Source organism: Streptomyces sp. S.PB5, from assembly GCF_030403745.1.
In the GTDB taxonomy this organism is placed as follows: Bacteria; Actinomycetota; Actinomycetes; order Streptomycetales; family Streptomycetaceae; genus Streptomyces.
This window is the reverse complement of the sequence record NZ_JAQMWP010000010.1, coordinates 186,150-205,909: the sequence shown is the minus strand read 5'-3', so window position 1 is coordinate 205,909 and position 19,760 is coordinate 186,150. Positions and strand designations below refer to the sequence as shown.

The following is a 19,760-nucleotide window of genomic DNA, read 5'->3' as shown; positions in this document are numbered from 1 at the left end:
GATGCCGGGAAACTCGCGTTCACCGCCCGTTCATGGGCCGATCAGCGCCGCCTCCCCCTGCCTTTGCCGCGATCATCATGGGTGATCGCGGGCCCCGCCCACAAACCGCGCCCGAGCGGAACGGGCATCCGGGACATAGCGGGGGCCGCCGGGGGTCGGAATAGGGTGGGCGACCATGACATGGCTGATCACAGGCGGAGCGGGATACATAGGGGCCCATGTGGCGCGGGCCATGACGGAGGCCGGGGAGCGCGTCGTCGCGCTGGACGACCTGTCGGCCGGGTTCCCCGCGCGGCTGCCGGCCGACGTACCGCTCGTGCGGGGTTCGTCGCTGGACGCCGGTCTGCTGAAGCGGGTCCTCGCCGAGCACCAGGTGACGGGCGTGGTGCATCTCGCCGCGCGTAAGCAGGTCGCCGAGTCCGTGGCGCAGCCGATGCGCTACTACCAGGAGAACGTCGGAGGTCTGGCCACGCTCCTGGAGGCGGTCGCCGAGGCCGGGATCGAGCACTTCCTCTTCTCCTCCTCGGCCGCCGTCTACGGCAACCCCGATGTGGAACTGATCACCGAGGACACTCCGTGCGCCCCGGTGAACCCCTACGGCGAGACGAAGCTCACCGGCGAGTGGCTGGTGCGGGCGGCCGGGCAGGCACACGGGATCTCCACGGTGTGCCTGCGCTATTTCAACGTGGCGGGCGCAGCCTCTCCCGAACTGGCGGACACCGGCGTCTTCAACATCGTGCCGATGGTCTTCGACCGGCTCACGCGCGACGACGCCCCGCGGATCTTCGGTGACGACTACGCGACGCCGGACGGCACCTGCATCCGTGACTACATCCATGTCGCCGATCTGGCGGAGGCGCATCTGTCGGCGGCCAGGAAGCTCTCCGAGGGCGGCCTGCGGGGCGATCTGACGGTCAACATCGGCCGCGGCGAGGGCGTCTCCGTGCGCGAGATGGTCACCGTCATCGGTGAGGTCAGCGGCGACCGGCGGGCCCCGGTCGTGGAGGCGCGGCGCCCCGGTGACGCGCCGGTCTCCGTCGCCTCCGCCGCGCGAGCCGCACAGGAGCTGGGCTGGACCGCGAGGCGAGGGGTGCGCGAGATGGTCGAGTCGGCGTGGCGGGGCTGGCTGCTGCACCGCGCCCCGTGACGGAGCAGGCGGACTGCGGCTGCCCTGACCTGCGGATCGTTTGCGCAGGTCAGGGCACATGACAACGGTGTTCAGTGCCGCGTTGCCCGATACCCCCCACCCGTAGTTGACTGTGATCCCGGACGGAACACACCGGACGGGTTGTTCCGGATCAACGCGTAGGAGGCAGCTTCCATGGGGGCTGGGCACGACCACGGACACGCGCACTCGCATGCGCCGACCGGCGGTACGGCGACCGCGGCCTACCGCGGACGGCTGCGGGTCGCGCTGTCGATCACGCTCACCGTCATGGTGGTCGAGATCGTCGGCGGCATCATGGCCGACTCCCTCGCCCTGGTCGCGGACGCGGCCCACATGGCGACGGACGCGCTGGGCCTCGGCATGGCCTTGATGGCGATCCACTTCGCGAGCCTCCCGCCGAGCGGGAAGCGCACCTTCGGCCTCGCCCGTGCGGAGATCCTGGCCGCGCTCGCCAACTGTCTGCTGCTGCTCGGCGTCGGCGGCTATGTCCTGTACGAGGCGGTCCAGCGGTTCATCACGCCCGCGGGCACCGAGGGCGGGCTGACCGTCGTGTTCGGTGCGATCGGTCTGGTCGCGAACATGATCTCGCTGTCGCTGCTGGTGCGCGGCCAGGCGGAGAGCCTGAACGTGCGGGGCGCGTTCCTGGAGGTCGCGGCGGACGCGCTGGGCTCGCTCGCGGTGATCGTCTCGGCGCTGGTGATCCTGACCACGGGCTGGCAGGCCGCCGACCCGATCGCCTCCCTCGTCATCGGCCTGATGATCGTGCCGCGCACCTGGAAGCTGCTGCGCGAGACCCTCGACGTCCTGCTGGAAGCGGCCCCGAAGAACGTCGACATGGACGAGGTACGGGCCCACATACTGGCCCTCGACGGCGTCGAGGACGTCCACGATCTGCACGCCTGGACCATCACCTCCGGGATGCCGGTGCTCTCCGCGCATGTGGTGGTGCGCTCCGACGCCCTGAACGCGATCGGCCACGAGAAGATGCTCCACGAGCTCCAGGGCTGCCTCGGCGACCACTTCGACGTGGAGCACTGCACCTTCCAGCTGGAGCCGGGCGGGCACGCGGAGCACGAGGCCCGGCTGTGTCACTGAAGGTCCGGTAAGTCCGCACTGACCGGAATGCAGCGATCCGGCGTCCGGCTGCGTCCTCCACCGCACAGAGCCACCCCGGACGATTCCCTGTCCGCCGCGCCGGGCACGATCAACTGCCGGTGGTGTCGTTCTTGTGCGGCACACTTGGGGCGCGAAAAACCGATGCGAAGGATGGGTATGCCGATCACACCTGCCACCGCGACGCACCGTACGTCGAACGGCACCGCTGACCCGATTCTGCTGGAACTGGTCGACGAGGACGGCGTCACGATCGGCACCGCGGAGAAGCTCGCGGCCCATCAGGCGCCGGGGCAGCTGCACCGTGCCTTTTCCGTCTTCCTCTTCGACGAGCGGGGCCGGCTGCTGCTGCAGCAGCGCGCCCTGGGCAAGTACCACTCCCCCGGTGTGTGGTCCAACACCTGCTGCGGGCACCCCTACCCGGGCGAGGCGCCGTTCGCGGCGGCGGCCCGGCGGACGTACGAGGAGCTGGGCGCCTCCCCGTCGCTGCTCGCCGAGGCGGGCACGGTCCGTTACAACCATCCGGACCCGGACTCAGGGCTGGTGGAGCAGGAGTACAACCACCTGTTCGTCGGCCTGCTGCAGGCGCCACTGAACCCGGACCCGGACGAGGTCGGCGCGACGGCCTTCGTGACGCCCGCCGAGCTCGCGGAGCGGCACGCCAAGGACACCTTCTCGTCCTGGTTCATGACGGTGCTGGACGCGGCCCGTCCCGCGGTCAGGGAGCTGACGGGCCCGTCCGCCGGCTGGTGAGCTAGGGGACCCGGACCGCGGCGAGCGGCAGGGCGGCCCAGATCACCTTGCCGCCGTTCGCCGTGTGCTCGACGTCGCAGACGCCGCCCGCCTCCCGGGTGACCTCGCGCACCAGGAGCAGCCCCCGGCCGCCCTCGCCGCTGTGGTCGGTCTCCAGGGCAGTCGGGCGGTAGGGGTGGTTGTCCTCCACGGACACCCGCACCCACTCGGCGCCGACGGCGACCTCCACGGCGAGCATCGGCGACAGCAGCGCCGCGTGCCGGACCGCGTTGGTGACCAGTTCGGACACGATCAGCAGGAGTCCCTGCACCAGGTCGTCCGTGACCGGTACGCCCTGACGCAGCAGCAGGTCCCGCACGGCGTGCCGCGCCTGCGGGACCGAGGCGTCGACGGCGGGGGCGGTGAACCGCCAGACGCCTTCGTACGACAGCGGGCCCGGTGGCCGGTGGGCCGGCTCCCCGTCCTCGCCGGCTGCTGGGCGTGGGCCGGACCCGCGCCCGTGGTTCTCCATCGTCCGGTCGCCACCCTTGCGCTCGATTGTCACCACACGTCGAGTGTTGGTAACGACTCGCTCCGCATCAGATGTCTGAACAGAAGTCAGCAGATATCGAGCGTTAGTGATCGCCTGCGTATGACCCGGTCGAAAACGGGACTGTTCCCGTCCCACTTGTGCCGCGTTCGCGAACTAATCGGGTGGTACGGGTTTGGCGGCCGCCTCGTCCGTTTCGCGCCGTGTGTCGTCCTCCGCGGCGAGCCGCTCGGAGACCATGCCGACGATGCGCCGCCCGCCGAAACCGGTGGCGACAAGGCCGAGTCCGTCGAAGAGCAGCGCGAGGGAGAAGAAGCAGCCGATCACGTACTTGCTGCTGCTCGGCCAGGAGGCCAGCACGAGGATGCCGAGGAGCAGTCCGAAGGCGCCCTGCACAAGAGTCCAGCCGAACTGCGTGCCGCGCACCACCAGGCTGCCGACGAGCCGGAACACCCCGCCCGTCAGGAAGAGCAGCGCGGCGAACATGGTGAGGGCCTCGGCCGCGGCCTCGGGCCGGCGGATGACGACCACGCCGGCCGCGATGTTCAGGGCGGCGACGACCACACCGAGCCAGAAGAAGTTGGTGCCGCGTGCCTGGATCGCGTGCAGCAGCCCGATGACGCCGCCGATCAGCAGCAGCCAGCCGAACAGCAGCATCGAGGTGAGGGTGGCCACGCCGGTGTAGATCAGCCCGACCAGTCCGGCGAGCACCAGGATCACCCCGAGCGCGGCGAGCCAGCCGAAACCACGGCTCAGTCGGGCGGTCTCGTCCTTGGCCATCGGCGCCTCCTCACGCGGGCCCCTCCCCGATCGTAAGGGCGACGGCGGCGGTTAGCATCCGGCCATGGAGCCCCAGCTGCTGTACCGCGTGACCGACTCGGTCGCCACCGTCGTCATCCACCATCCGGCCAAGCGCAACGCCATGACGGCCGCGATGTGGCGGTCGCTGCCGGAGCTGCTGGAGGTGGCGGCGGGCGACCCGGACGTACGGGCCCTGGTGCTGACCGGGGAGGGCCAGACCTTCTGCGCGGGGGCCGACATCTCCACGCTCAAGGGGTCGCCAAAGGAGGCGCAGGGGCTCGCGGTGGCGGCGGAGGAGGCGCTGACCGCGTTTCCCAAGCCGACGCTGGCGGCGGTGCGCGGGCACTGCGTGGGCGGCGGTTCGCAGTTGGCGGCGGCCTGCGATCTGCGGTTCGCGGAGGAGGGCTCGCTGTTCGGGGTGACCCCCGCCAAGCTCGGGATCGTGTATCCGGCGTCCTCCACACGGCGGTTGGTGGCGCTGGTGGGTCCGGCGGCGGCCAAGTACCTGCTGTTCTCCGGCGAGTTGATCGACGGGGAGCGGGCGCTGCGCACGGGCATGGTCGACGAGCTGCTCCCCGAGGGGGAACTGGCCAAGCGGGTTTCGGAGTTCACCCGGATCCTGGTGTCCCGTTCCCAGTTGACGCAGGCCGCGGCGAAGGAGTTCGCGGACGGCGCCCGGGACAAGGACTCCTACTGGGCCGAGCAGGCGCGCGGCAGCGGCGACACCGCGGAGGGGGTCGCCGCGTTCCTGGAGCGCAGGCAGCCGCGCTTCACCTGGACTACGTCAGGATGAACCGGCTCTTCGCACGGAACTCCTCGACGAGGTGCGCGGGGGCCTTCTCCGGCGAGCCGGCGTCGTAGGGCGGCTGCGGGTCGTACTCGGTCAACAGCTGTACGGCCTGGGCGTGTTCGTCACCCGCGATCCGGCCGACCAGGGTGAGCCCCATGTCGATGCCGGAGGAAACCCCGGCCGCGGTCACGTACTTGCCGTCGAGCACGACCCGCTCCCCCGTGGGCTCGGCGCCGAACTGCTTGAGGTGATCGAGCGCCAGCCAGTGGGAGGTCGCGCGACGGCCTTCGAGGAGTCCGGCGGCGGCCAGCAGCAGGGAGCCGGTGCACACGGACGTCGTCCAGGTGCTGGTGGCGTCGACGGCGCGCAGCCAGTCCAGGAGGACCCGGTTCTCCATCTGCGGGGTCTGGCCGGGGCCGCCGGGGACGACCACGATGTCCGGGTCCGGTACGTCGGCGAGGGTCTTGTCGGCGGTGATGGCGAGAGCGCCGGTGTCGGTGCGGACGGGGCCGGTGCGTTCGGCGACGAAGGTCAGTTCGGCGTCGGGCAGGCGGCCGAGGGTCTCATAGGGGCCCACCGCGTCCAGGGCGGTGAAGCGGTCGAAGAGGACGATGGCGATCTGCATCGGGGGCCTTTCGGTGGGCGGACGAGTGGGGTCGGCCGGGCGAGACGGGTGCCCAGGAACTCGGGGGGTCTGTTTCGCGGGCGTCCGCGGGTGGTGCGTGGTTGCTCGCGCCCCGCGGCGGAACCGCTGATGTCACAGCCCCGCCCCTTGGGTACGTGCAGTGAACCGGCCTGAACGGGTGCAGGGAGCCATCGGCTCAACGGGCCGTTGCCGGGTGGGGCCGATGGATCAGCGGGCGGCCGCCGGGCGGAAGCGGCGGCGGTACTCCGCCGGCGGGGTGCCCAGGGCCTTGACGAAGGCGCGGCGCATGGTCTCGGCGGTGCCGTAGCCGCTGGCCCGGGAGATCTCCTCCACGCCGTCGGCGGAGTCCTCCAGGAGGCGGCGGGCGTGTTCGAGGCGGACCCGGTCGACGTAGCGGCCCGGGGTCGTGCCGGTCTCCGACTGGAAGGCGCGGGCGAAGTGGCGGGGTGAGAGGCGGGCGCGGGCGGCCAGGGAGTCGACGGTCAGATCGGCGCCCGGATGCTCGGTGATCCACTGCTGGACCTCCCGCAGGGGTTCCCGCCGGGCGGTCTGGGCGGACAGCTGGGCGCTGAACTGGGCCTGGTTGCCCGGTCTGCGGAGGAAGACGACCAGATGGCGGGCGAGGGTGAGGGCGACGTCCCGGTCGAGGTCCTCCTCGACCAGTGCCAGGGCCAGGTCGATTCCCGAGGTGACCCCCGCGGACGTGGCGACCCTGCCGTCGCGGATGTAGATGGGGTCGGGTTCGACCTCGACGGCCGGGTGGTCGCGGGCGAGCTTGTCGCAGTACGCCCAGTGGGTCGTGGCGCGGTGGCCGTCGAGCAGGCCCGCCTCGGCGAGCAGGATCGCGCCGGTGCACACGGAGACGAGGCGCTCGGCGCGCGGCCCGTTCTCGCGCAGCCAGTCCGTCAGGCGCGGGTCCGGACGGCGGGTGCCCTGGCCGCCCGGTACGAGCAGGGTGTGCGGGTCGGGCGCCACCGTGAGGCCGGTGTCCGGCACGAGGGTCAGACCGCTGGAGGTGCGCACGGGGGCTCCGTCCAGGGAGGCCGTGCGGATGCGGTAGCTGCCCGGGGTGTGCTGCTCGGCCCCCGCGAACACCTCCAGGGGGCCGGTGACATCGAGGCTCTGCACGTCGTCGAAGAGGACGACGAGGACGGTTCGCTGCGTCATGCCGCCAATTCTTGGCGGGCCGCGACAAGGCCGCAATGACGAGTAACCCACCTTTCCTGCCATGCCGAGTCCACCCATGGTCGACATACCAAGCGGTTGGTAACGTGCCCGGCATGACAACCGCCCCCGTCCGATCGCCGGCCGGCCGCCGCTGCGCGCATGTGCTCAACACCCTGCACGCCACCTCCTACTTCGCGCCCGAACTCGGCAAGGAGCTGGCCGGGATCGGGATCACGCACCCCAAGGCCGCGAACTTCGCGGTGCGAGCCGCCGCCATGGGGGCGGTGAGCGCCGGGACGGTGACCGCGGCCTTCTACAACTACAAGCACGAGCTCGTGGCCCGGCACGTCCCGGCCGTCTGGTCGCTCGCCTCACCCGAGGCCGTGCTCGCGGCACGCGTGCGTGGCGTGGACGCGGCGCTGCGACGGCTGCTGGGCGAGGAGACCGTGGCCTCGCCCGAGATGGCGGAGGCCGCGGAGCTGGCGCTGCGCGCCACCGAGGCCTGCTCGCGCAGTGCCCGGCCGCTGTACGCGGCGCACGCGGATCTGCCGGTGCCCGAGGAACCGCACCTGGCCTTCTTCCACGCCGCGACCCTGCTGCGCGAGCACCGCGGCGACGGCCATCTCGCCGCGCTGGTGACCGCCGGACTCGACGGCCTGGAAGCCGTCGTGACCCACACGGCGATCGGCAGGGGCACGGCACCGAAGTGGGTGCTCGCCACGCGCGGCTGGTCCCGCGAGGAATGGGACGCGGCGGCCGGCCGCCTCCGGGGCCGCGGGCTCCTGGACGAGTCCGGCGAGCTGACCGAGCGGGGCGCGGCGCTGCGCGAGGAGATCGAGTCAGTGACGGACCGGCTGGACCTGGCGCCCTACGACCATCTCGGCGCGGCGGGCGTGGCCCGGCTGACGGAACTCGGCGGGGGGTTCGCGCGGGCGGCGGTGGCGGCGGGGGCGTATCCGGTGGATCTGATCGGCAAGGGGTGAGCCCCGGGGCCCGGTCGGAGCCGCGCCGCCCAGCGCCCGGTGTGCCGCGCGGCGCCGCGGCTGCGGGCCGAACGCATGCCGGGGCCGCGCCGAGGTACTCGGGGTGCCCGGCCGCCCGGCCGGGTGAGGAAAGGGGAAGTTCGTGTTCCGAGCGATCGCAGATGTGCTCCGGCAGATCGGTGGGGCCATAGCCACCGTCGTGACGCTGCCCTTCCGGGCGTTGGCACGGCTCTTCGGTGGCGCTTCGGGGTCCACACGCAGTCGCAGGGTCTGATGTCCGCGCCCTGATCCCCGAGTGTCGGTGCCACCTGCCACAATTGCCGCGCAACCTCAGTGAGAAGGCGGTACGGCATCGTGACGACACCCCTCGTTGGATCCATCGAAGGAAGGATCGCCGAGGAGCTCGGCGTTCGGGAGCGGCAGGTCAAGGCCGCCGTGGAGCTGCTCGACGGCGGTTCGACGGTGCCCTTCATCGCCCGCTACCGCAAGGAAGCGACCGAGATGCTCGACGACGCGCAGCTGCGCACGGTCGAGGAGCGGCTGCGCTATCTGCGGGAGCTGGAGGAGCGGCGGGCCGCGATCCTCGACTCGGTGCGTGAGCAGGGCAAGCTCACCGAGGAGCTGGAGGCGCAGATCCGCGGCGCGGAGACCAAGGCGCGTCTTGAGGACATCTACCTGCCGTACAAGCCCAAGCGGCGCACCAAGGCGCAGATCGCCCGTGAGGCCGGTCTGGAGCCGCTCGCCGAGGGGCTGCTCGGGGACCCGACCGTCGAACCGCTGGCCGCTGCGGCCGCGTTCGTCGACGCCGACAAGGGTGTGGCCGATCCGCAGGCCGCGCTCGACGGCGCCCGGGCGATCCTCACCGAGCGGTTCTCCGAGGACGCCGACCTGATCGGCGAGCTGCGCGAGCGCATGTGGGTGCGCGGGCGGCTGGCCGCGAAGGTGCGGGAGGGCAAGGAGGAGGCGGGCGCCAAGTTCGCCGACTACTTCGACTTCGCCGAGCCCTTCAAGGAGCTGCCCTCGCACCGCGTCCTGGCGATGCTGCGCGGCGAGAAGGAGGAGGTCCTCGACCTCGTCCTGGAGCCGGAGGAGCCGACCGAGGGTCCCTCGTCCTACGAGGGGATCGTCGCGCACAGGTTCCAGATCGCCGACCGGGGGCGCCCGGGCGACAAGTGGCTGACGGACACGGTGCGTTGGGCTTGGCGTACCCGCATCCTGGTCCATCTGGGCATCGACCTGCGGCTGCGGCTGCGCACCGCCGCCGAGGACGAGGCGGTGAACGTCTTCGCGGCGAACCTCCGCGACCTGCTGCTCGCCGCGCCGGCCGGCACGCGCGCGACGCTGGGCCTGGACCCCGGTTTCCGTACGGGCGTGAAGGTCGCCGTCGTCGACGCCACCGGCAAGGTCGTCGCGACGGACGTCATCTACCCGCACGTCCCGGCGAACAAGTGGGACGAGGCCATCGCCAAGCTGTCCCGGCTCGCCAAGGAGCACGCGGTCGAGCTGATCGCGATCGGCAACGGCACGGCGTCCCGCGAGACCGACAAGCTCGCCGGTGAACTCATCTCCCGGCACCCGGAGTTGAAGCTCACCAAGGTGATGGTGTCCGAGGCGGGCGCGTCGGTGTACTCGGCGTCGGCCTTCGCCTCGCAGGAACTGCCGGACATGGACGTGTCGCTGCGCGGCGCGGTGTCGATCGCCCGCCGGCTCCAGGACCCGCTCGCCGAGCTGGTGAAGATCGACCCGAAGTCTATCGGTGTCGGCCAGTACCAGCACGACCTGTCCGAGGTGAAGCTGTCGCGTTCGCTGGACGCGGTGGTGGAGGACTGTGTGAACGGCGTGGGCGTGGACGTCAACACGGCGTCGGCCCCGCTCCTCGCCCGCGTCTCCGGCATCACCTCCGGTCTCGCCGAGAACATCGTGGCCCACCGCGACGCCAACGGACCGTTCAAGGCGCGCACCGAGCTGAAAAAGGTGGCGCGGCTGGGCCCGAAGGCGTACGAGCAGTGCGCGGGCTTCCTGCGGATCCGCGGCGGCGACGACCCGCTGGACGCGTCCAGCGTGCACCCCGAGGCGTATCCGGTGGTCCGGCGCATGGTGAAGACGTCCGGCCAGGAGGTGGCGTCCCTCATCGGCAACACGGGTGTGCTGCGCTCGCTGAGGCCGAACGAGTTCGTGGACGAGACCTTCGGTCTGCCGACCGTCACGGACATCCTCAAGGAGCTGGAGAAGCCGGGCCGCGACCCGCGTCCCGCCTTCAAGACCGCCACCTTCAAGGAGGGCGTCGAGAAGATCTCCGACCTGGAGTCCGGGATGGTCCTGGAGGGCGTCGTCACCAACGTGGCCGCCTTCGGCGCGTTCATCGACATCGGCGTCCACCAGGACGGTCTCGCGCATGTCTCCGCCCTGTCGAAGACGTTCGTGAAGGACCCGCGGGACGTGGTGAAGCCGGGCGACATCGTCAAGGTGAAGGTCCTCGACGTCGACATCCCGCGCAAGCGGATCTCCCTGACCCTGCGCCTGGACGACGAGGCGCAGCCCTCCGGCGGTGAGCGCCGTCAGCAGCGCGGCGGTGGCGGACGCCCGCCCCAGCAGCGCCAGCAGCAGCGCCAGGGCGGCGGCCGCGGCGGCCAGGGCGGCGGCTCGCGTCAGGCCCCGCCGCCGGCGAACAGCGCGATGGCGGATGCGCTGCGCAAGGCGGGGCTGCTCGACCCGAAGAAGGGGCGCCGCTGAGCCACTTGTCCGGGCCCGGCCCTCGGCGCGGAAGCACCGAGGGCCGGGCCCGGCCGTTCAGTCCCACCAGTTGAACAGCAGATCGCCGAGCACCTCGGGGCGCCAGTAGCGCATCTGCCGCAGCTCAGCGTCGGCCAGCTCGCTCACGTCCACCCGCGACATCGGCGTAGCCAGGTACTCGACCGGCAGGGGACGCAGTCCGGCGTGTTCGAAGACGTCCGACCACGGCGGTGGGTCCGCGAACCTCGACAAGGGCCGCCCGGGCACGGGCGGTTCACCGAGGAAGGCGACCGACGGGAGGTGCGCATGGCACACGACGACATGCGGATCCCCGTGTCCGACGAGTGCGGCGACGTGGAAGGAGCGCACTCCGCCGGGAAGCGAGACCTCCTCGACGCGGCCCCGGACCCGGCGGGCCGCCTCCCAGCAGGCCGTCCGGAACAACCCGATGTCGGTGTCCGGCAGCGGTTCGTCGCCGCCGTCCCAGCACCCCGTCGCTCCTCGCGGAGCGCGTGTCACCGCTCCGTCACCTTCCCGTCCGCCACCTCCAGACGCCGGGTCACATGGACCGCGTCCAGCATCCGCCGGTCATGTGTGACCAGGAGCAGCGTGCCCTCGTAGGTGTCGAGGGCGGACTCCAGTTGTTCGATGGCCGGGAGGTCGAGGTGGTTGGTGGGCTCGTCCAGGACCAGGAGGTTGACGCCGCGGCCCTGGAGGAGGGCCAGGGCCGCGCGGGTTCGTTCGCCCGGTGAGAGGGTCGCCGCCGGGCGCAGGACGTGGTCGGACTTCAGGCCGAACTTGGCGAGGAGGGTGCGGACCTCGACCGGTTCGGTGTCCGGGACCGCCGCGCAGAACGCGTCCAGGAGCGACTCGGAGCCGTGGAACAGCTTGCGGGCCTGGTCGACCTCGCCGACGAGGACGCCGGAGCCGAGGGCGGCGCTGCCGGCGTCGACCGGGACGCGGCCGAGGAGGACGCCGAGGAGGGTGGACTTGCCCGCGCCGTTCGCGCCCGTCACCGCCACGCGGTCGGCCCAGTCGATCTGCAGGGTGACCGGGCCCAGCGTGAAGTCGCCGTGGCGGACCTCCGCCTCCCGCAGGGTCGCCACGACCGAGCCGGAGCGCGGGGCGGAGGCGATCTCCATACGGAGTTCCCACTCCTTGCGGGGCTCGTCGACGGCCTCCAGGCGTTCGATCATGCGCTGGGTCTGCCGGGCCTTCGCGGCCTGCTTCTCGCTGGCCTCGCTGCGGAACTTGCGGCCGATCTTGTCGTTGTCGTTGCCCGCCTTGCGGCGCGCGTTCTTCACGCCCTTGTCCATCCAGGAGCGCTGGGTCTGCGCCCGCTCCTGGAGCGCCGCCTTCTTGTCGGCGTACTCCTCGTAGTCGTCGCGGGCGTGCCGGCGGGCCACGTCGCGCTCCTCCAGGTACGCCTCGTAGCCGCCGCCGTAGAGGTTGATCTGCCCCTGGGCGAGGTCGAGTTCGAGGACCTTGGTGACGGTGCGGGTGAGGAACTCGCGGTCGTGGCTGACGACCACCGTGCCGGCGCGCAAGCCCTTCACGAAGCGTTCCAGGCGCTCCAGGCCGTCCAGATCGAGGTCGTTGGTCGGCTCGTCCAGCAGGAAGACGTCGTAGCGGGAGAGCAGCAGGGAGGCGAGACCCGCCCGTGCCGCCTGGCCGCCCGACAGGGACGTCATCGGCTGGTCCAGGTCCACCGCGAGGCCGAGGGAGTCGGCGATCTCCTCCGCCCGCTCGTCGAGGTCGGCGCCGCCCAGGTCCAGCCAGCGCTCCAGGCTCGTCGCGTACGCGTCGTCCGCGCCCGGTGCTCCGTCGACCAGCGCCTGGGTCGCCTCGTCCATCACCCGCTGGGCCTCGGCGACGCCGGTGCGGCGGGCGAGGAACGCGCGGACCGTCTCGCCGGGCCGGCGCTCGGGCTCCTGCGGGAGGTGGCCGACGGTCGCCGTCGGCGGGGACAGGCGCAGCTCGCCCTCCTCCGGTGTGCTCAGTCCGGCGAGCAGCTTCAGGAGGGTGGACTTGCCGGCGCCGTTGGCTCCGACCAGCCCGATGACGTCGCCGGGCGCGACGACGAGGTCGAGCCCGGAGAAGAGCGAGCGGTCGCCGTGGCCGGCGGCGAGGTTCTTGGCGACAAGGGTTGCAGTCATCAGAAGGCCGATCCTAGCGACCGTCGTCGGCCGGGTTTCTCCCCTTTCCGGCCGGGAGGACATCGCTCCGGCCCGGCGGAGCAACACCGCGACAACGGCAAAACAACGGGGACACGCCCCCACATCCCCCCGTTCGTCGTACTTTTGCGCTCAACTTCTTTGCACCGCGCGGCCTTTAGACCGACTCCCTCAGGAGACTGTGATGAGCACCAAGACGGGTCCCCAGCGCTACCCGGGCGCGAGCCGGGCCAACTGGTACCAGGACGACTTCGGCGGCGACCCGATGGAGGTCAACGTCGTCGTGCTGCACACCACCGAGGGCCGTAACCTGCCCGGATACGGCGGTGGCGGTTCCGCCCCGAATCTGACGGCGGTGCCGGACTTCGCCGCCAAGAAGCTCAAGTGGTACCAGCACTTCGACATAGAGACCTCCTCCCGCGCGCTGGTCAACCTCAGAGGCGGCGCCGAGACCAACACCGCCAATGTCTGCCAGGTGGAGCTGGTCGGCACCTGCGACCCCAAGACGCACAGGAAGTGGGCGGCCGCCGGCCAGGAGCACATCTACTGGCCGGACGCCCCGGACTGGGCGCTGCAGGCCGTCGCCGCCTTCCTCGCCTGGATGCACGAGCAGCACGGCGTACCGCTGTCGGGGCCCAAGGAGTGGCCCGCGTACCCGAGCTCGTACGGCAAGCGCAGCGGGGCCCGGATGTCGGCCGCCGAGTGGAACAAGTTCCGGGGGATATGCGGGCATCTGCACGTGGTCGAGAACGATCACGGCGACCCGGGGGCGATCGACTTCGCCCAGCTCGTGAAGTACGCGAAGGCCGAGCTGGACGTGGACGACGACGGGCCCGCGGCGCCCACCACGCCGGCCAAGCCGAAGATCCCCGCGTTCCCGGGGCGGAAGCACTTCGCGGCCGGGGCCTCGAACAAGTACGTCCTGCAGCTCGGCAAGCAGCTGGTGAAGCGCGGCTTCGGCGACCACTACAAGGTCGGCCCGAGCAGAACCTGGGGCGAGGCGGACCGCCTCAATGTGCGGGCCTTCCAGAAGTCGCGGAAGGAGCTGCGCGGTGACGCCGACGGCAGCCCCGGGCCGCTGACCTGGCGCCTGCTGTTCTCCTGACCGGGAACCCGGGCCCCCGCGACGGCGGGGGCCCGCCCTCAGTGCGCCCTCAGTGGGCCATCGCCTCCACCAGGACGCTGCCCGATGTCCGCGCCACCACGAAGGACTCCCCCTTCACCGCCTTGGCGTCCAGCGCGATGCGATGCCGGCCCGCCTCCAGCACCCCGTCGAAGACCTCCTGGGCGTGGGGGCGGAAGAGCCGGTCGAGGCGGTACGCCGTCAGGCGCACCCGGCACGGTGAGGTGACCTCGACGCCCGCCTCGCCGTCGGCGGCGACCAGGCGGGTCAGCCGGCGCTGTTCCTGCGGGCTGCGGTCGAGGGCGTGCTCGATCTGGGCGACGAGGAGCGGGACGATCGGGGCGAGGCCGACGACATAGGCGACGTCGACCCCCGCGCGGTCGAAGGAGCGGCGTACGGCGGCACGTTCCTGCTCGCCGATCCCCCGGCCGAAGGCGACCGCCCCGTAGGCCCGCAGTTCGTCGGCGGGGACGCCGTCGGCGTCATGGGCGATGTCGGCGCCGATCCCGATGGTGCGCAGGGCCGCGGCGAGCTTGGCGAGGAGGGCGACGCGGGCGCCGATCAGCAGGACCCGGCGGCGCGGGCCCGCGGAGCCCTCGCCCAGCAGGGAGTCCAGGGCCTGACGGTACTCCGGGCCGCGGAACCGGAACGGGCCGATGCCGTGGTAGCCGTTGAGTTCCAGGTCGGCGTACTCGTCGGTCTGCCAGGCGAAGTCCCGCCAGATGTAGTCGCCGTGCTCCTTCTCGATGACGGCGGTGACCGCGCCGCACGCGAGGTCCTCGCATTCGGGGCAGCCGTATATGACGAAACGCCCGCCCGGAAGCGGGGCGTCCGTCTCCAGCAGGAGACTGCGGACCTGGGCGGTGAAGATGGCGGGTGGGACGTCGGAGGCGAGTGGGGAGACGGCGTCGAGGTCGGAGAGTTGGAAGAGCAGCGGTCGTCCGTCGACGATGAAGTCCACGAAGTCCCGGTGGACTTGGTAGTCACCGTTGACGAGGACTCCACCGGCACGCATCGCCGGTGCCAGGCCGAAGGTCGCGTACTCGGCAGACATGCTGCGAGTATTCCCGCAGCAAGCGCCCTCTGAGCCCGGCATGGGACATTCCGCTAACGTCCGGGCGTGGACAGTGAACTGAGCGGCGATGTGGTGGTGGTCGGCGGCGGGGTGACCGGGCTGGCGACGGCCGTGGTCCTGGCGGAGCGCGGCAGGCGGGTGCGGGTGTGGACCCGGGATCCCGTCGAGGGCACGACCTCGGCGGTTGCCGGGGCGCTGTGGTGGCCGTACCGCATCGAGCCGGGCGCATCGGCGCGGGCGTGGGCGCTGCGCTCGCTTGAGGTGTACGAGGCGCTGTCGGCGGACCCGGATCTGACCGGCGTACGCATGGTCGAAGGGGTACTGGGCGAGGCCGGTCTGGACGAGGCCCGGGCGTGGGCGGGTGAGCGGCTGCCGGGGCTGCGTGCGGCGACGGCGGCCGAGTACGCCGGGAGCGGGCTGTGGGCGCGGTTGCCGCTCATCGACATGACGGTCCATCTGCCGTGGCTGCGGCGGCGGCTGACGGACGCGGGCGGGGTGATCGAGACGCGTACGGTGTCCGACCTGGCGTCGGTCGGGGCGCCCGTGGTGGTCAACTGCACGGGGCTGGGGGCACGGGAGCTGGTGCCGGACGCCTCGGTGCGGCCGGTGCGGGGGCAGCTGGTCGTGGTGGAGAACCCCGGGCTGCGGACGTGGGCCGTGTCGACCGGCGCCGACGGGGAGATGGCGTACTTCTTCCCGCACCGGGACCGGCTCGTGCTGGGCGGTACGGCCGAGGAGGACGTGTGGTCGACCGAGCCGGATCCGGCGGTGGCGGAGGCGATCGTACGGCGGTGTGCGGCGCTGCGGCCGGAGATCGCCGGGGCGCGGGTGCTGGGGCACCGGGTGGGGTTGCGGCCGGCGCGGGACGCGGTGCGGCTGGAGCGGCAGCCGACCGCGGACGGGCGGGTGCTGGTGCACAACTACGGGCACGGCGGGGCCGGGGTGACGGTGGCGTGGGGGTGCGCGGAGGAGGCGGCGGGGCTGGCCACCCGCTGAACCGGCCTGACGATACCGCGCCCCGAACGGGGCACGGGGCCGTACCGGTGTGCGGCTGCCGCTTGCGCGGGCGCGACCGGCCCCCACCGGACTGGAGGCAACTCACCGCTCTCCCGGCGGAGCCCAGCCGTGGTCGTGGCCCAGCGGGTCGCCCTCCGTCTCCGTGCCGGGGCCCGGGCCGACCCTGATCTCGAACTCGCCGTCGTACCTCTTGTGGCCCTCGACGACGGCGAGTTCGACGGCCTCGGAGCCCATCTCGCCGCGGGCTCGCCCGAAGCCCCTTCCCGGCCGCCCCTTTTCTTCAACTCTTCCGTTATTTGCGGCACCTTCTACCGAAAAACATGGATACGGAGAACCACAGGTGCCGCGGATCGAAGCCGTTTCAGCAGTCGGTGTCGGGCTCCCCGACCGTCAGGTGGTACGGGGCTCGCTCGTCGAGCAGCAGCGGTACGAGGGCACGCAGTGGCTGACGGAGAGGTACATATGTACCCCTGGTCCGCACTCCGTGCAGGGCGAGTTCGTCCTTCACCTCCGTGTACTGGTCGTCGGTGAGCCGGTAGCCGCAGGGCGGGTCCTGGATCACCTCGGCGGGTTCGGCCGGGTCGTTGTCGGCGCCGCCGACGTAGACGGGTCCGGTGTCGGCGTAGCCCTCGTGCCGGGCGCCGGTCGTGGCGGCCTCGATACGGCCGCGCCTGGCGTCGGTGAAGCCGAACAGCCCCTTCAGCGCGGCCAGTTGGGAGTCCACCCGACGCCGGTTGTTCGCCGCCTCGCCGACATCGGTCAGGTCGTCGACGCGGCTCTCGATGAGGAGCCCGACGGCGTGCTTGATGCCCGACATGTTGCGCAGGATGCGCTCCTGGCCGTCGCCGGCGGTCTGTTTGATCGGGTCGCCGGTGACGGGGTCGGTCCAGATGCCGTACGTGCCGGTCGTGTACCCGGCGCTGTGCGCGGCGGGGCGGACGTATGCCTGGGAGAGGGTCTGTGCCTCGCCGTGGACGGCCTCGTCGGTGTTGAGGTTGCGGGGCCAGAGGTCGAAGAGGTCCTTGTCGTAGTACGGGGGTGTGGCCGAGTACTCGTGCAGGTCGTAGACCACATCGGGCTGTCGGTCGCGGATCACCGCGGCCATGGCCCGTCCCTCGGCCGTCCGCAGCGCGATGTGGTCGCGGTTGATGTCGACGCCGTCGCTGTTGCCGCGGGTGTCGGCGGCCCGCCCGTCGGGGTTGGCGGTGGGTACGACGAGCAGGGTGGTGCGGTCGAGGAAGCGCCGGGTCGCCGCGTCCTTGGCGAACGCCAGGTCGCGGACCTTGGTGAGACAGGCCTCGCGGCCCGAGGGTTCGTCGCCGTGCTGGCTGCAGACGAGGAGCACCCTGTTCGGGGCGTCCGGCCTGCCCAGGCGGACCAGTTGGAGGGGGCGGCCCTGCTTCGTCGTACCGATGGAGGCGATCGAGACGCGGTCGCTCGCCTCGTCCACGGCAGCAAGGAACGTCTGCTCCTCCGCCTCGCCCGTCCACCGCGCTCCGTTCGACTGCTCGAACCCGGTGCGCGGCGGGGTGCCGGCCGCGTGGGCCGGCACCGCGACGAGGGAGGCGGCGAGGGCCGCCGTGGTGAGGGCGAGGGCCCGGATCACGAGCCCGCCCCCGGGACGCGCCGGACGGTCCGCGGCGCCTGCACGCCTTCGAGGGGCGATGCCTCCGGTACGACGGTGGCCGCGCCGTCGGTGGCGTACGCGAACGCCGAGGCGCCGCCGACCAGCGGGACGCTCGCCTTCGTGCGGGCCAGGTCGATCGTGAGGGTCGGGGTGGTCGACGGCGGGTCGATGAGGTCCTTGTCGGTACCCGCGACGATCAGGGCGAGACGGTGGCCGGCCGGGACGACGTGGTCGGTGGCGGCCAGGTCGAGGGTGATGGTGTACGCCTTGCCCGGGGTGAGCGGGACGCCCTTGCCGGGGTTCGCGTAGGTGCCGAGGTCGGCCCAGCCGCGGCTGACGACCTCGTGGTCGACGGCGGCGGTCTTGGCCTTGGTCTCCTTGAAGCAGGCGCTGTCACCGGCGGTGCTCGCACCCCAGCAGGTGCGGTCGGTGAGGGTGCTGATGCCCTCGCCGGCGGTCGCGTAGTCGCGGATGGTAGCGGGGCCGAGGTCGACGAGGACGGCGGAGAGATGGGCCGTCGCGGTGGTCGGGGTGGCGGTCACGGTGACCTTCGAGGAGCCGGAGATGCGCAGGTCCCTGGTGAGGGCGCCGGTGGTGAAGCCGGCCTTCTCGGGCGTGGCGGTGTCGATCCGCGCGGCCCAGTCGGTCTCGCTGAGCGCCGGGTTGTCGGTGACGGACTCGGTGCCGTGGCCGCGGGTCAGACCGAGGGTGCCGACGCCCGGCTGAGTGCCCTGGCCGGGGCGGAGGGTGGCCGTCGAAGTGCCGCGCGGGGGCCAGACCTTGGAGGTGACCCACTGGTCGGGGTGGCGTTCGATGTCGGCCATCGGCTCACGGTCGATGCCGTTGTCGTAGCCGAGGAGTTCGTGGTCGAACCAGCGGTGCAGGGTGTCGACCCACTCGGCGCGACGGAAGTCGAAGGGGTCGACGTGACCGGTCTGGGAGAGCCAGATCTTGCGCTCGACGCCGTTCCTGCCGAGGGCGTCCCACCACTGGCCGAGGTGCTTCATACGGACGTTGAGGTCCTGCTGGCCGTGGATCGCGAAGACGCTGGCCTTCACCTTGCCCGCGTCCTTGACGTAGTCCCGCTCGGTCCAGAAGCCGGTCCGGTCGCCCGTGCGCGGGGCGCCGTCGACGATCTTCTGCTGGACGGCGTCGCACCTGGTGCGGGCGTCGGGGCTGTTGACGTAGTTCGACAGCCAGTCGGGGCCGGAGTCGTAGAGGGGTGCGCCCTGCTGGAAGTAGTAGTCGTACCAGGAGGAGATGGCGCTGATCGGGACGATCGTCTTCAGCCCCTTGACGCCGGTGGCGGCGACGCCGTTGGCGATGGTGCCGTCCCAGCTCTTGCCGATCATGCCGGTTCTGCCGTTGGTCCAGGTCGCCTTGGCCTTGGTGCCGCCCGTGCGGGTGGTGTAGGCCTTGGCCCGGCCGTTCAGCCAGTCGACGACCGCTTTGGCGGAGAGGATGTCCGAGCGGCCGCCCACGTCCACACAGCCGTCGGAGCGGTTGGTGCCGGCGAGGTCGACGCCGACGAAGGCGTAGCCGCGCGGCACGAAGTAGTTGTCGTAGAACAGCGGCATCTGGACGACGTTGCCGTTCGCGTCGTACGTCTTGCGCTGGCTCTCGTTGCCGCGTCCGCAGCAGGAGTAGTACGGGCTGGCGTCCATGACGACCGGTACCTTGCGGCCCTGCCGGTCGAGTTCGCGGGGGCGGACGATGTCGACGGCCACGCGGTCGTTCTTCCCGTCGCCGTCCCCGTCGAGTCCGGTGTCCACCCAGACGGCCTCGCGGACGGCGTCGTCGTAGGAGTAGACGGGTCGGCTCTCGCGCGGGGCGGCCTGTGCGGCGGCCGGCGTGAGGAACGTGGCCAGCAGGGCGGCGGTGGCCGCCGTCGCGAGCGGTCTCCAGGGTGTGAAGCGCGTGCGTATCGGCATGCGGCGGACGGTACAGCGGTCAACTCCCTTACAAAAGAGGGCCGATTGGGGCGGGTGGAGGGTGGCTGGAAAGGTGTGTGGGGCATGGTCGCTCATGACGGCCGAATGGCGATCGTGTGACAGGGGTGAC

Annotated in this window: 19 protein-coding genes; 9 read left to right on the top strand and 10 right to left on the bottom strand. The window is 71.7% G+C overall.

Annotated features, from left to right (window positions below; translation table 11 throughout):
* Window positions 1-175 precede the first annotated feature (175 nt).
* The 3 genes from galE to idi all read left to right on the top strand — a co-directional run bounded on the left by galE (window position 176) and on the right by idi (window position 3,034).
* On the top strand, window positions 176-1,147 hold the full coding sequence (gene galE, locus PH203_RS26735; RefSeq protein ID WP_289923046.1) for a UDP-glucose 4-epimerase GalE: 972 nt from the start codon (window positions 176-178) through the stop codon (window positions 1,145-1,147).
* Between the two features lie 174 nt (window positions 1,148-1,321).
* Window positions 1,322-2,263, top strand: coding sequence for a cation diffusion facilitator family transporter (locus PH203_RS26730; RefSeq protein WP_289923045.1), 942 nt, complete (start codon window positions 1,322-1,324; stop codon window positions 2,261-2,263).
* 177 nt (window positions 2,264-2,440) lie between these two features.
* Window positions 2,441-3,034, top strand: coding sequence for an isopentenyl-diphosphate Delta-isomerase (idi, locus tag PH203_RS26725; protein WP_289923044.1), 594 nt, complete (start codon window positions 2,441-2,443; stop codon window positions 3,032-3,034).
* 1 nt (window position 3,035) lies between these two features.
* Here idi and PH203_RS26720 read toward each other — a convergent pair whose 3' ends face one another.
* A complete protein-coding gene (locus PH203_RS26720) occupies window positions 3,036-3,545 on the bottom strand; it encodes an ATP-binding protein (protein WP_289923235.1) in 510 nt (169 codons plus the stop codon).
* Between the two features lie 174 nt (window positions 3,546-3,719).
* Window positions 3,720-4,343 carry an HdeD family acid-resistance protein gene (locus PH203_RS26715; protein ID WP_289923043.1) on the bottom strand — a complete coding sequence of 208 codons (624 nt, stop codon included), beginning with the start codon at window positions 4,341-4,343 and terminating at the stop codon, window positions 3,720-3,722.
* Between the two features lie 64 nt (window positions 4,344-4,407).
* On the opposite strand from PH203_RS26715, the gene PH203_RS26710 reads away from it, so the two are divergent.
* A complete protein-coding gene (locus tag PH203_RS26710) occupies window positions 4,408-5,157 on the top strand; it encodes an enoyl-CoA hydratase/isomerase family protein (protein WP_289923042.1) in 750 nt (249 codons plus the stop codon).
* On the opposite strand, the gene PH203_RS26705 is transcribed toward PH203_RS26710, so the two are convergent.
* Together PH203_RS26705 and PH203_RS26700 are read right to left on the bottom strand one after the other, a co-directional pair.
* A complete protein-coding gene (locus tag PH203_RS26705) occupies window positions 5,144-5,779 on the bottom strand; it encodes a DJ-1/PfpI family protein (RefSeq protein WP_289923041.1) in 636 nt (211 codons plus the stop codon). The two genes, PH203_RS26710 and PH203_RS26705, sit on opposite strands and share 14 nt — an antisense overlap.
* 228 nt (window positions 5,780-6,007) lie before the next feature.
* The gene (locus tag PH203_RS26700; protein ID WP_289923040.1) at window positions 6,008-6,967 is read right to left on the bottom strand and encodes a GlxA family transcriptional regulator; all 960 of its coding nucleotides are present in this window, start codon (window positions 6,965-6,967) and stop codon (window positions 6,008-6,010) included.
* Window positions 6,968-7,080: 113 nt separating this feature from the next.
* Here PH203_RS26700 and PH203_RS26695 point away from each other — a divergent pair, with 113 nt between their 5' ends.
* The 3 genes from PH203_RS26695 (at window position 7,081) to PH203_RS26685 (ending at window position 10,683) form a co-directional block, all read left to right on the top strand.
* Complete coding sequence (locus PH203_RS26695; RefSeq protein ID WP_289923039.1) at window positions 7,081-7,950, top strand: hypothetical protein; 870 nt, start codon at window positions 7,081-7,083, stop codon at window positions 7,948-7,950.
* 142 nt (window positions 7,951-8,092) lie between these two features.
* Window positions 8,093-8,224 (top strand): LPFR motif small protein, encoded by a 132-nt coding sequence (locus PH203_RS26690; protein WP_266450389.1) that lies wholly within the window; start codon window positions 8,093-8,095, stop codon window positions 8,222-8,224.
* Between the two features lie 80 nt (window positions 8,225-8,304).
* The gene (locus tag PH203_RS26685; RefSeq protein WP_289923038.1) at window positions 8,305-10,683 is read left to right on the top strand and encodes a Tex family protein; all 2,379 of its coding nucleotides are present in this window, start codon (window positions 8,305-8,307) and stop codon (window positions 10,681-10,683) included.
* 57 nt (window positions 10,684-10,740) lie between these two features.
* Here the strand turns inward: PH203_RS26685 and PH203_RS26680 are convergent, their stop codons facing one another.
* Both PH203_RS26680 and PH203_RS26675 read right to left on the bottom strand, forming a co-directional pair.
* On the bottom strand, window positions 10,741-11,202 hold the full coding sequence (locus PH203_RS26680; protein WP_289923037.1) for a hypothetical protein: 462 nt from the start codon (window positions 11,200-11,202) through the stop codon (window positions 10,741-10,743).
* Complete coding sequence (locus PH203_RS26675; protein WP_289923036.1) at window positions 11,199-12,839, bottom strand: ABC-F family ATP-binding cassette domain-containing protein; 1,641 nt, start codon at window positions 12,837-12,839, stop codon at window positions 11,199-11,201. The genes PH203_RS26680 and PH203_RS26675 overlap by 4 nt, the downstream gene beginning before the upstream one ends.
* 202 nt (window positions 12,840-13,041) lie before the next feature.
* On the opposite strand from PH203_RS26675, the gene PH203_RS26670 reads away from it, so the two are divergent.
* On the top strand, window positions 13,042-13,962 hold the full coding sequence (locus tag PH203_RS26670; protein ID WP_289923035.1) for a peptidoglycan-binding protein: 921 nt from the start codon (window positions 13,042-13,044) through the stop codon (window positions 13,960-13,962).
* A gap of 49 nt (window positions 13,963-14,011) precedes the next feature.
* On the opposite strand, the gene PH203_RS26665 is transcribed toward PH203_RS26670, so the two are convergent.
* Entirely contained in the window at window positions 14,012-15,034 is a 1,023-nt protein-coding gene (locus PH203_RS26665; protein WP_289923034.1) for an oxidoreductase, read from the bottom strand.
* 66 nt (window positions 15,035-15,100) lie between these two features.
* On the opposite strand from PH203_RS26665, the gene PH203_RS26660 reads away from it, so the two are divergent.
* Complete coding sequence (locus PH203_RS26660) at window positions 15,101-16,051, top strand: FAD-dependent oxidoreductase (RefSeq protein ID WP_289923033.1); 951 nt, start codon at window positions 15,101-15,103, stop codon at window positions 16,049-16,051.
* Between the two features lie 102 nt (window positions 16,052-16,153).
* On the opposite strand, the gene PH203_RS26655 is transcribed toward PH203_RS26660, so the two are convergent.
* The 3 genes from PH203_RS26655 to PH203_RS26645 all read right to left on the bottom strand — a co-directional run bounded on the left by PH203_RS26655 (window position 16,154) and on the right by PH203_RS26645 (window position 19,630).
* Window positions 16,154-16,306 carry a hypothetical protein gene (locus PH203_RS26655; protein ID WP_289923032.1) on the bottom strand — a complete coding sequence of 51 codons (153 nt, stop codon included), beginning with the start codon at window positions 16,304-16,306 and terminating at the stop codon, window positions 16,154-16,156.
* A gap of 127 nt (window positions 16,307-16,433) precedes the next feature.
* Window positions 16,434-17,678, bottom strand: a complete 1,245-nt coding sequence (locus PH203_RS26650; RefSeq protein WP_289923031.1) for a M14 family metallocarboxypeptidase — start codon at window positions 17,676-17,678, stop codon at window positions 16,434-16,436.
* Window positions 17,675-19,630: a Xaa-Pro dipeptidyl-peptidase gene (locus PH203_RS26645; protein WP_289923030.1), complete on the bottom strand. Its 1,956-nt coding sequence runs from the start codon at window positions 19,628-19,630 to the stop codon at window positions 17,675-17,677. Before PH203_RS26645 ends, PH203_RS26650 begins: the two co-directional genes overlap by 4 nt.
* Window positions 19,631-19,760: the final 130 nt, after the last annotated feature.

Excerpts from the sequence above, each read along its gene's own strand:
- galE (WP_289923046.1), top strand. The coding sequence starts at position 176 with ATGACATGGCTGATCACAGGCGGAGCGGGATACATAGGGGCCCATGTG.
- PH203_RS26730 (WP_289923045.1), top strand. The coding sequence starts at position 1,322 with ATGGGGGCTGGGCACGACCACGGACACGCGCACTCGCATGCGCCGACC.
- idi (WP_289923044.1), top strand. The coding sequence starts at position 2,441 with ATGCCGATCACACCTGCCACCGCGACGCACCGTACGTCGAACGGCACC.
- PH203_RS26720 (WP_289923235.1), bottom strand. The coding sequence starts at position 3,545 with ATGGAGAACCACGGGCGCGGGTCCGGCCCACGCCCAGCAGCCGGCGAG.
- PH203_RS26715 (WP_289923043.1), bottom strand. The coding sequence starts at position 4,343 with ATGGCCAAGGACGAGACCGCCCGACTGAGCCGTGGTTTCGGCTGGCTC.
- PH203_RS26710 (WP_289923042.1), top strand. The coding sequence starts at position 4,408 with ATGGAGCCCCAGCTGCTGTACCGCGTGACCGACTCGGTCGCCACCGTC.
- PH203_RS26705 (WP_289923041.1), bottom strand. The coding sequence starts at position 5,779 with ATGCAGATCGCCATCGTCCTCTTCGACCGCTTCACCGCCCTGGACGCG.
- PH203_RS26700 (WP_289923040.1), bottom strand. The coding sequence starts at position 6,967 with ATGACGCAGCGAACCGTCCTCGTCGTCCTCTTCGACGACGTGCAGAGC.
- PH203_RS26695 (WP_289923039.1), top strand. The coding sequence starts at position 7,081 with ATGACAACCGCCCCCGTCCGATCGCCGGCCGGCCGCCGCTGCGCGCAT.
- PH203_RS26675 (WP_289923036.1), bottom strand. The coding sequence starts at position 12,839 with ATGACTGCAACCCTTGTCGCCAAGAACCTCGCCGCCGGCCACGGCGAC.
- PH203_RS26670 (WP_289923035.1), top strand. The coding sequence starts at position 13,042 with ATGAGCACCAAGACGGGTCCCCAGCGCTACCCGGGCGCGAGCCGGGCC.
- PH203_RS26665 (WP_289923034.1), bottom strand. The coding sequence starts at position 15,034 with ATGTCTGCCGAGTACGCGACCTTCGGCCTGGCACCGGCGATGCGTGCC.
- PH203_RS26655 (WP_289923032.1), bottom strand. The coding sequence starts at position 16,306 with ATGGGCTCCGAGGCCGTCGAACTCGCCGTCGTCGAGGGCCACAAGAGG.
- PH203_RS26645 (WP_289923030.1), bottom strand. The coding sequence starts at position 19,630 with ATGCCGATACGCACGCGCTTCACACCCTGGAGACCGCTCGCGACGGCG.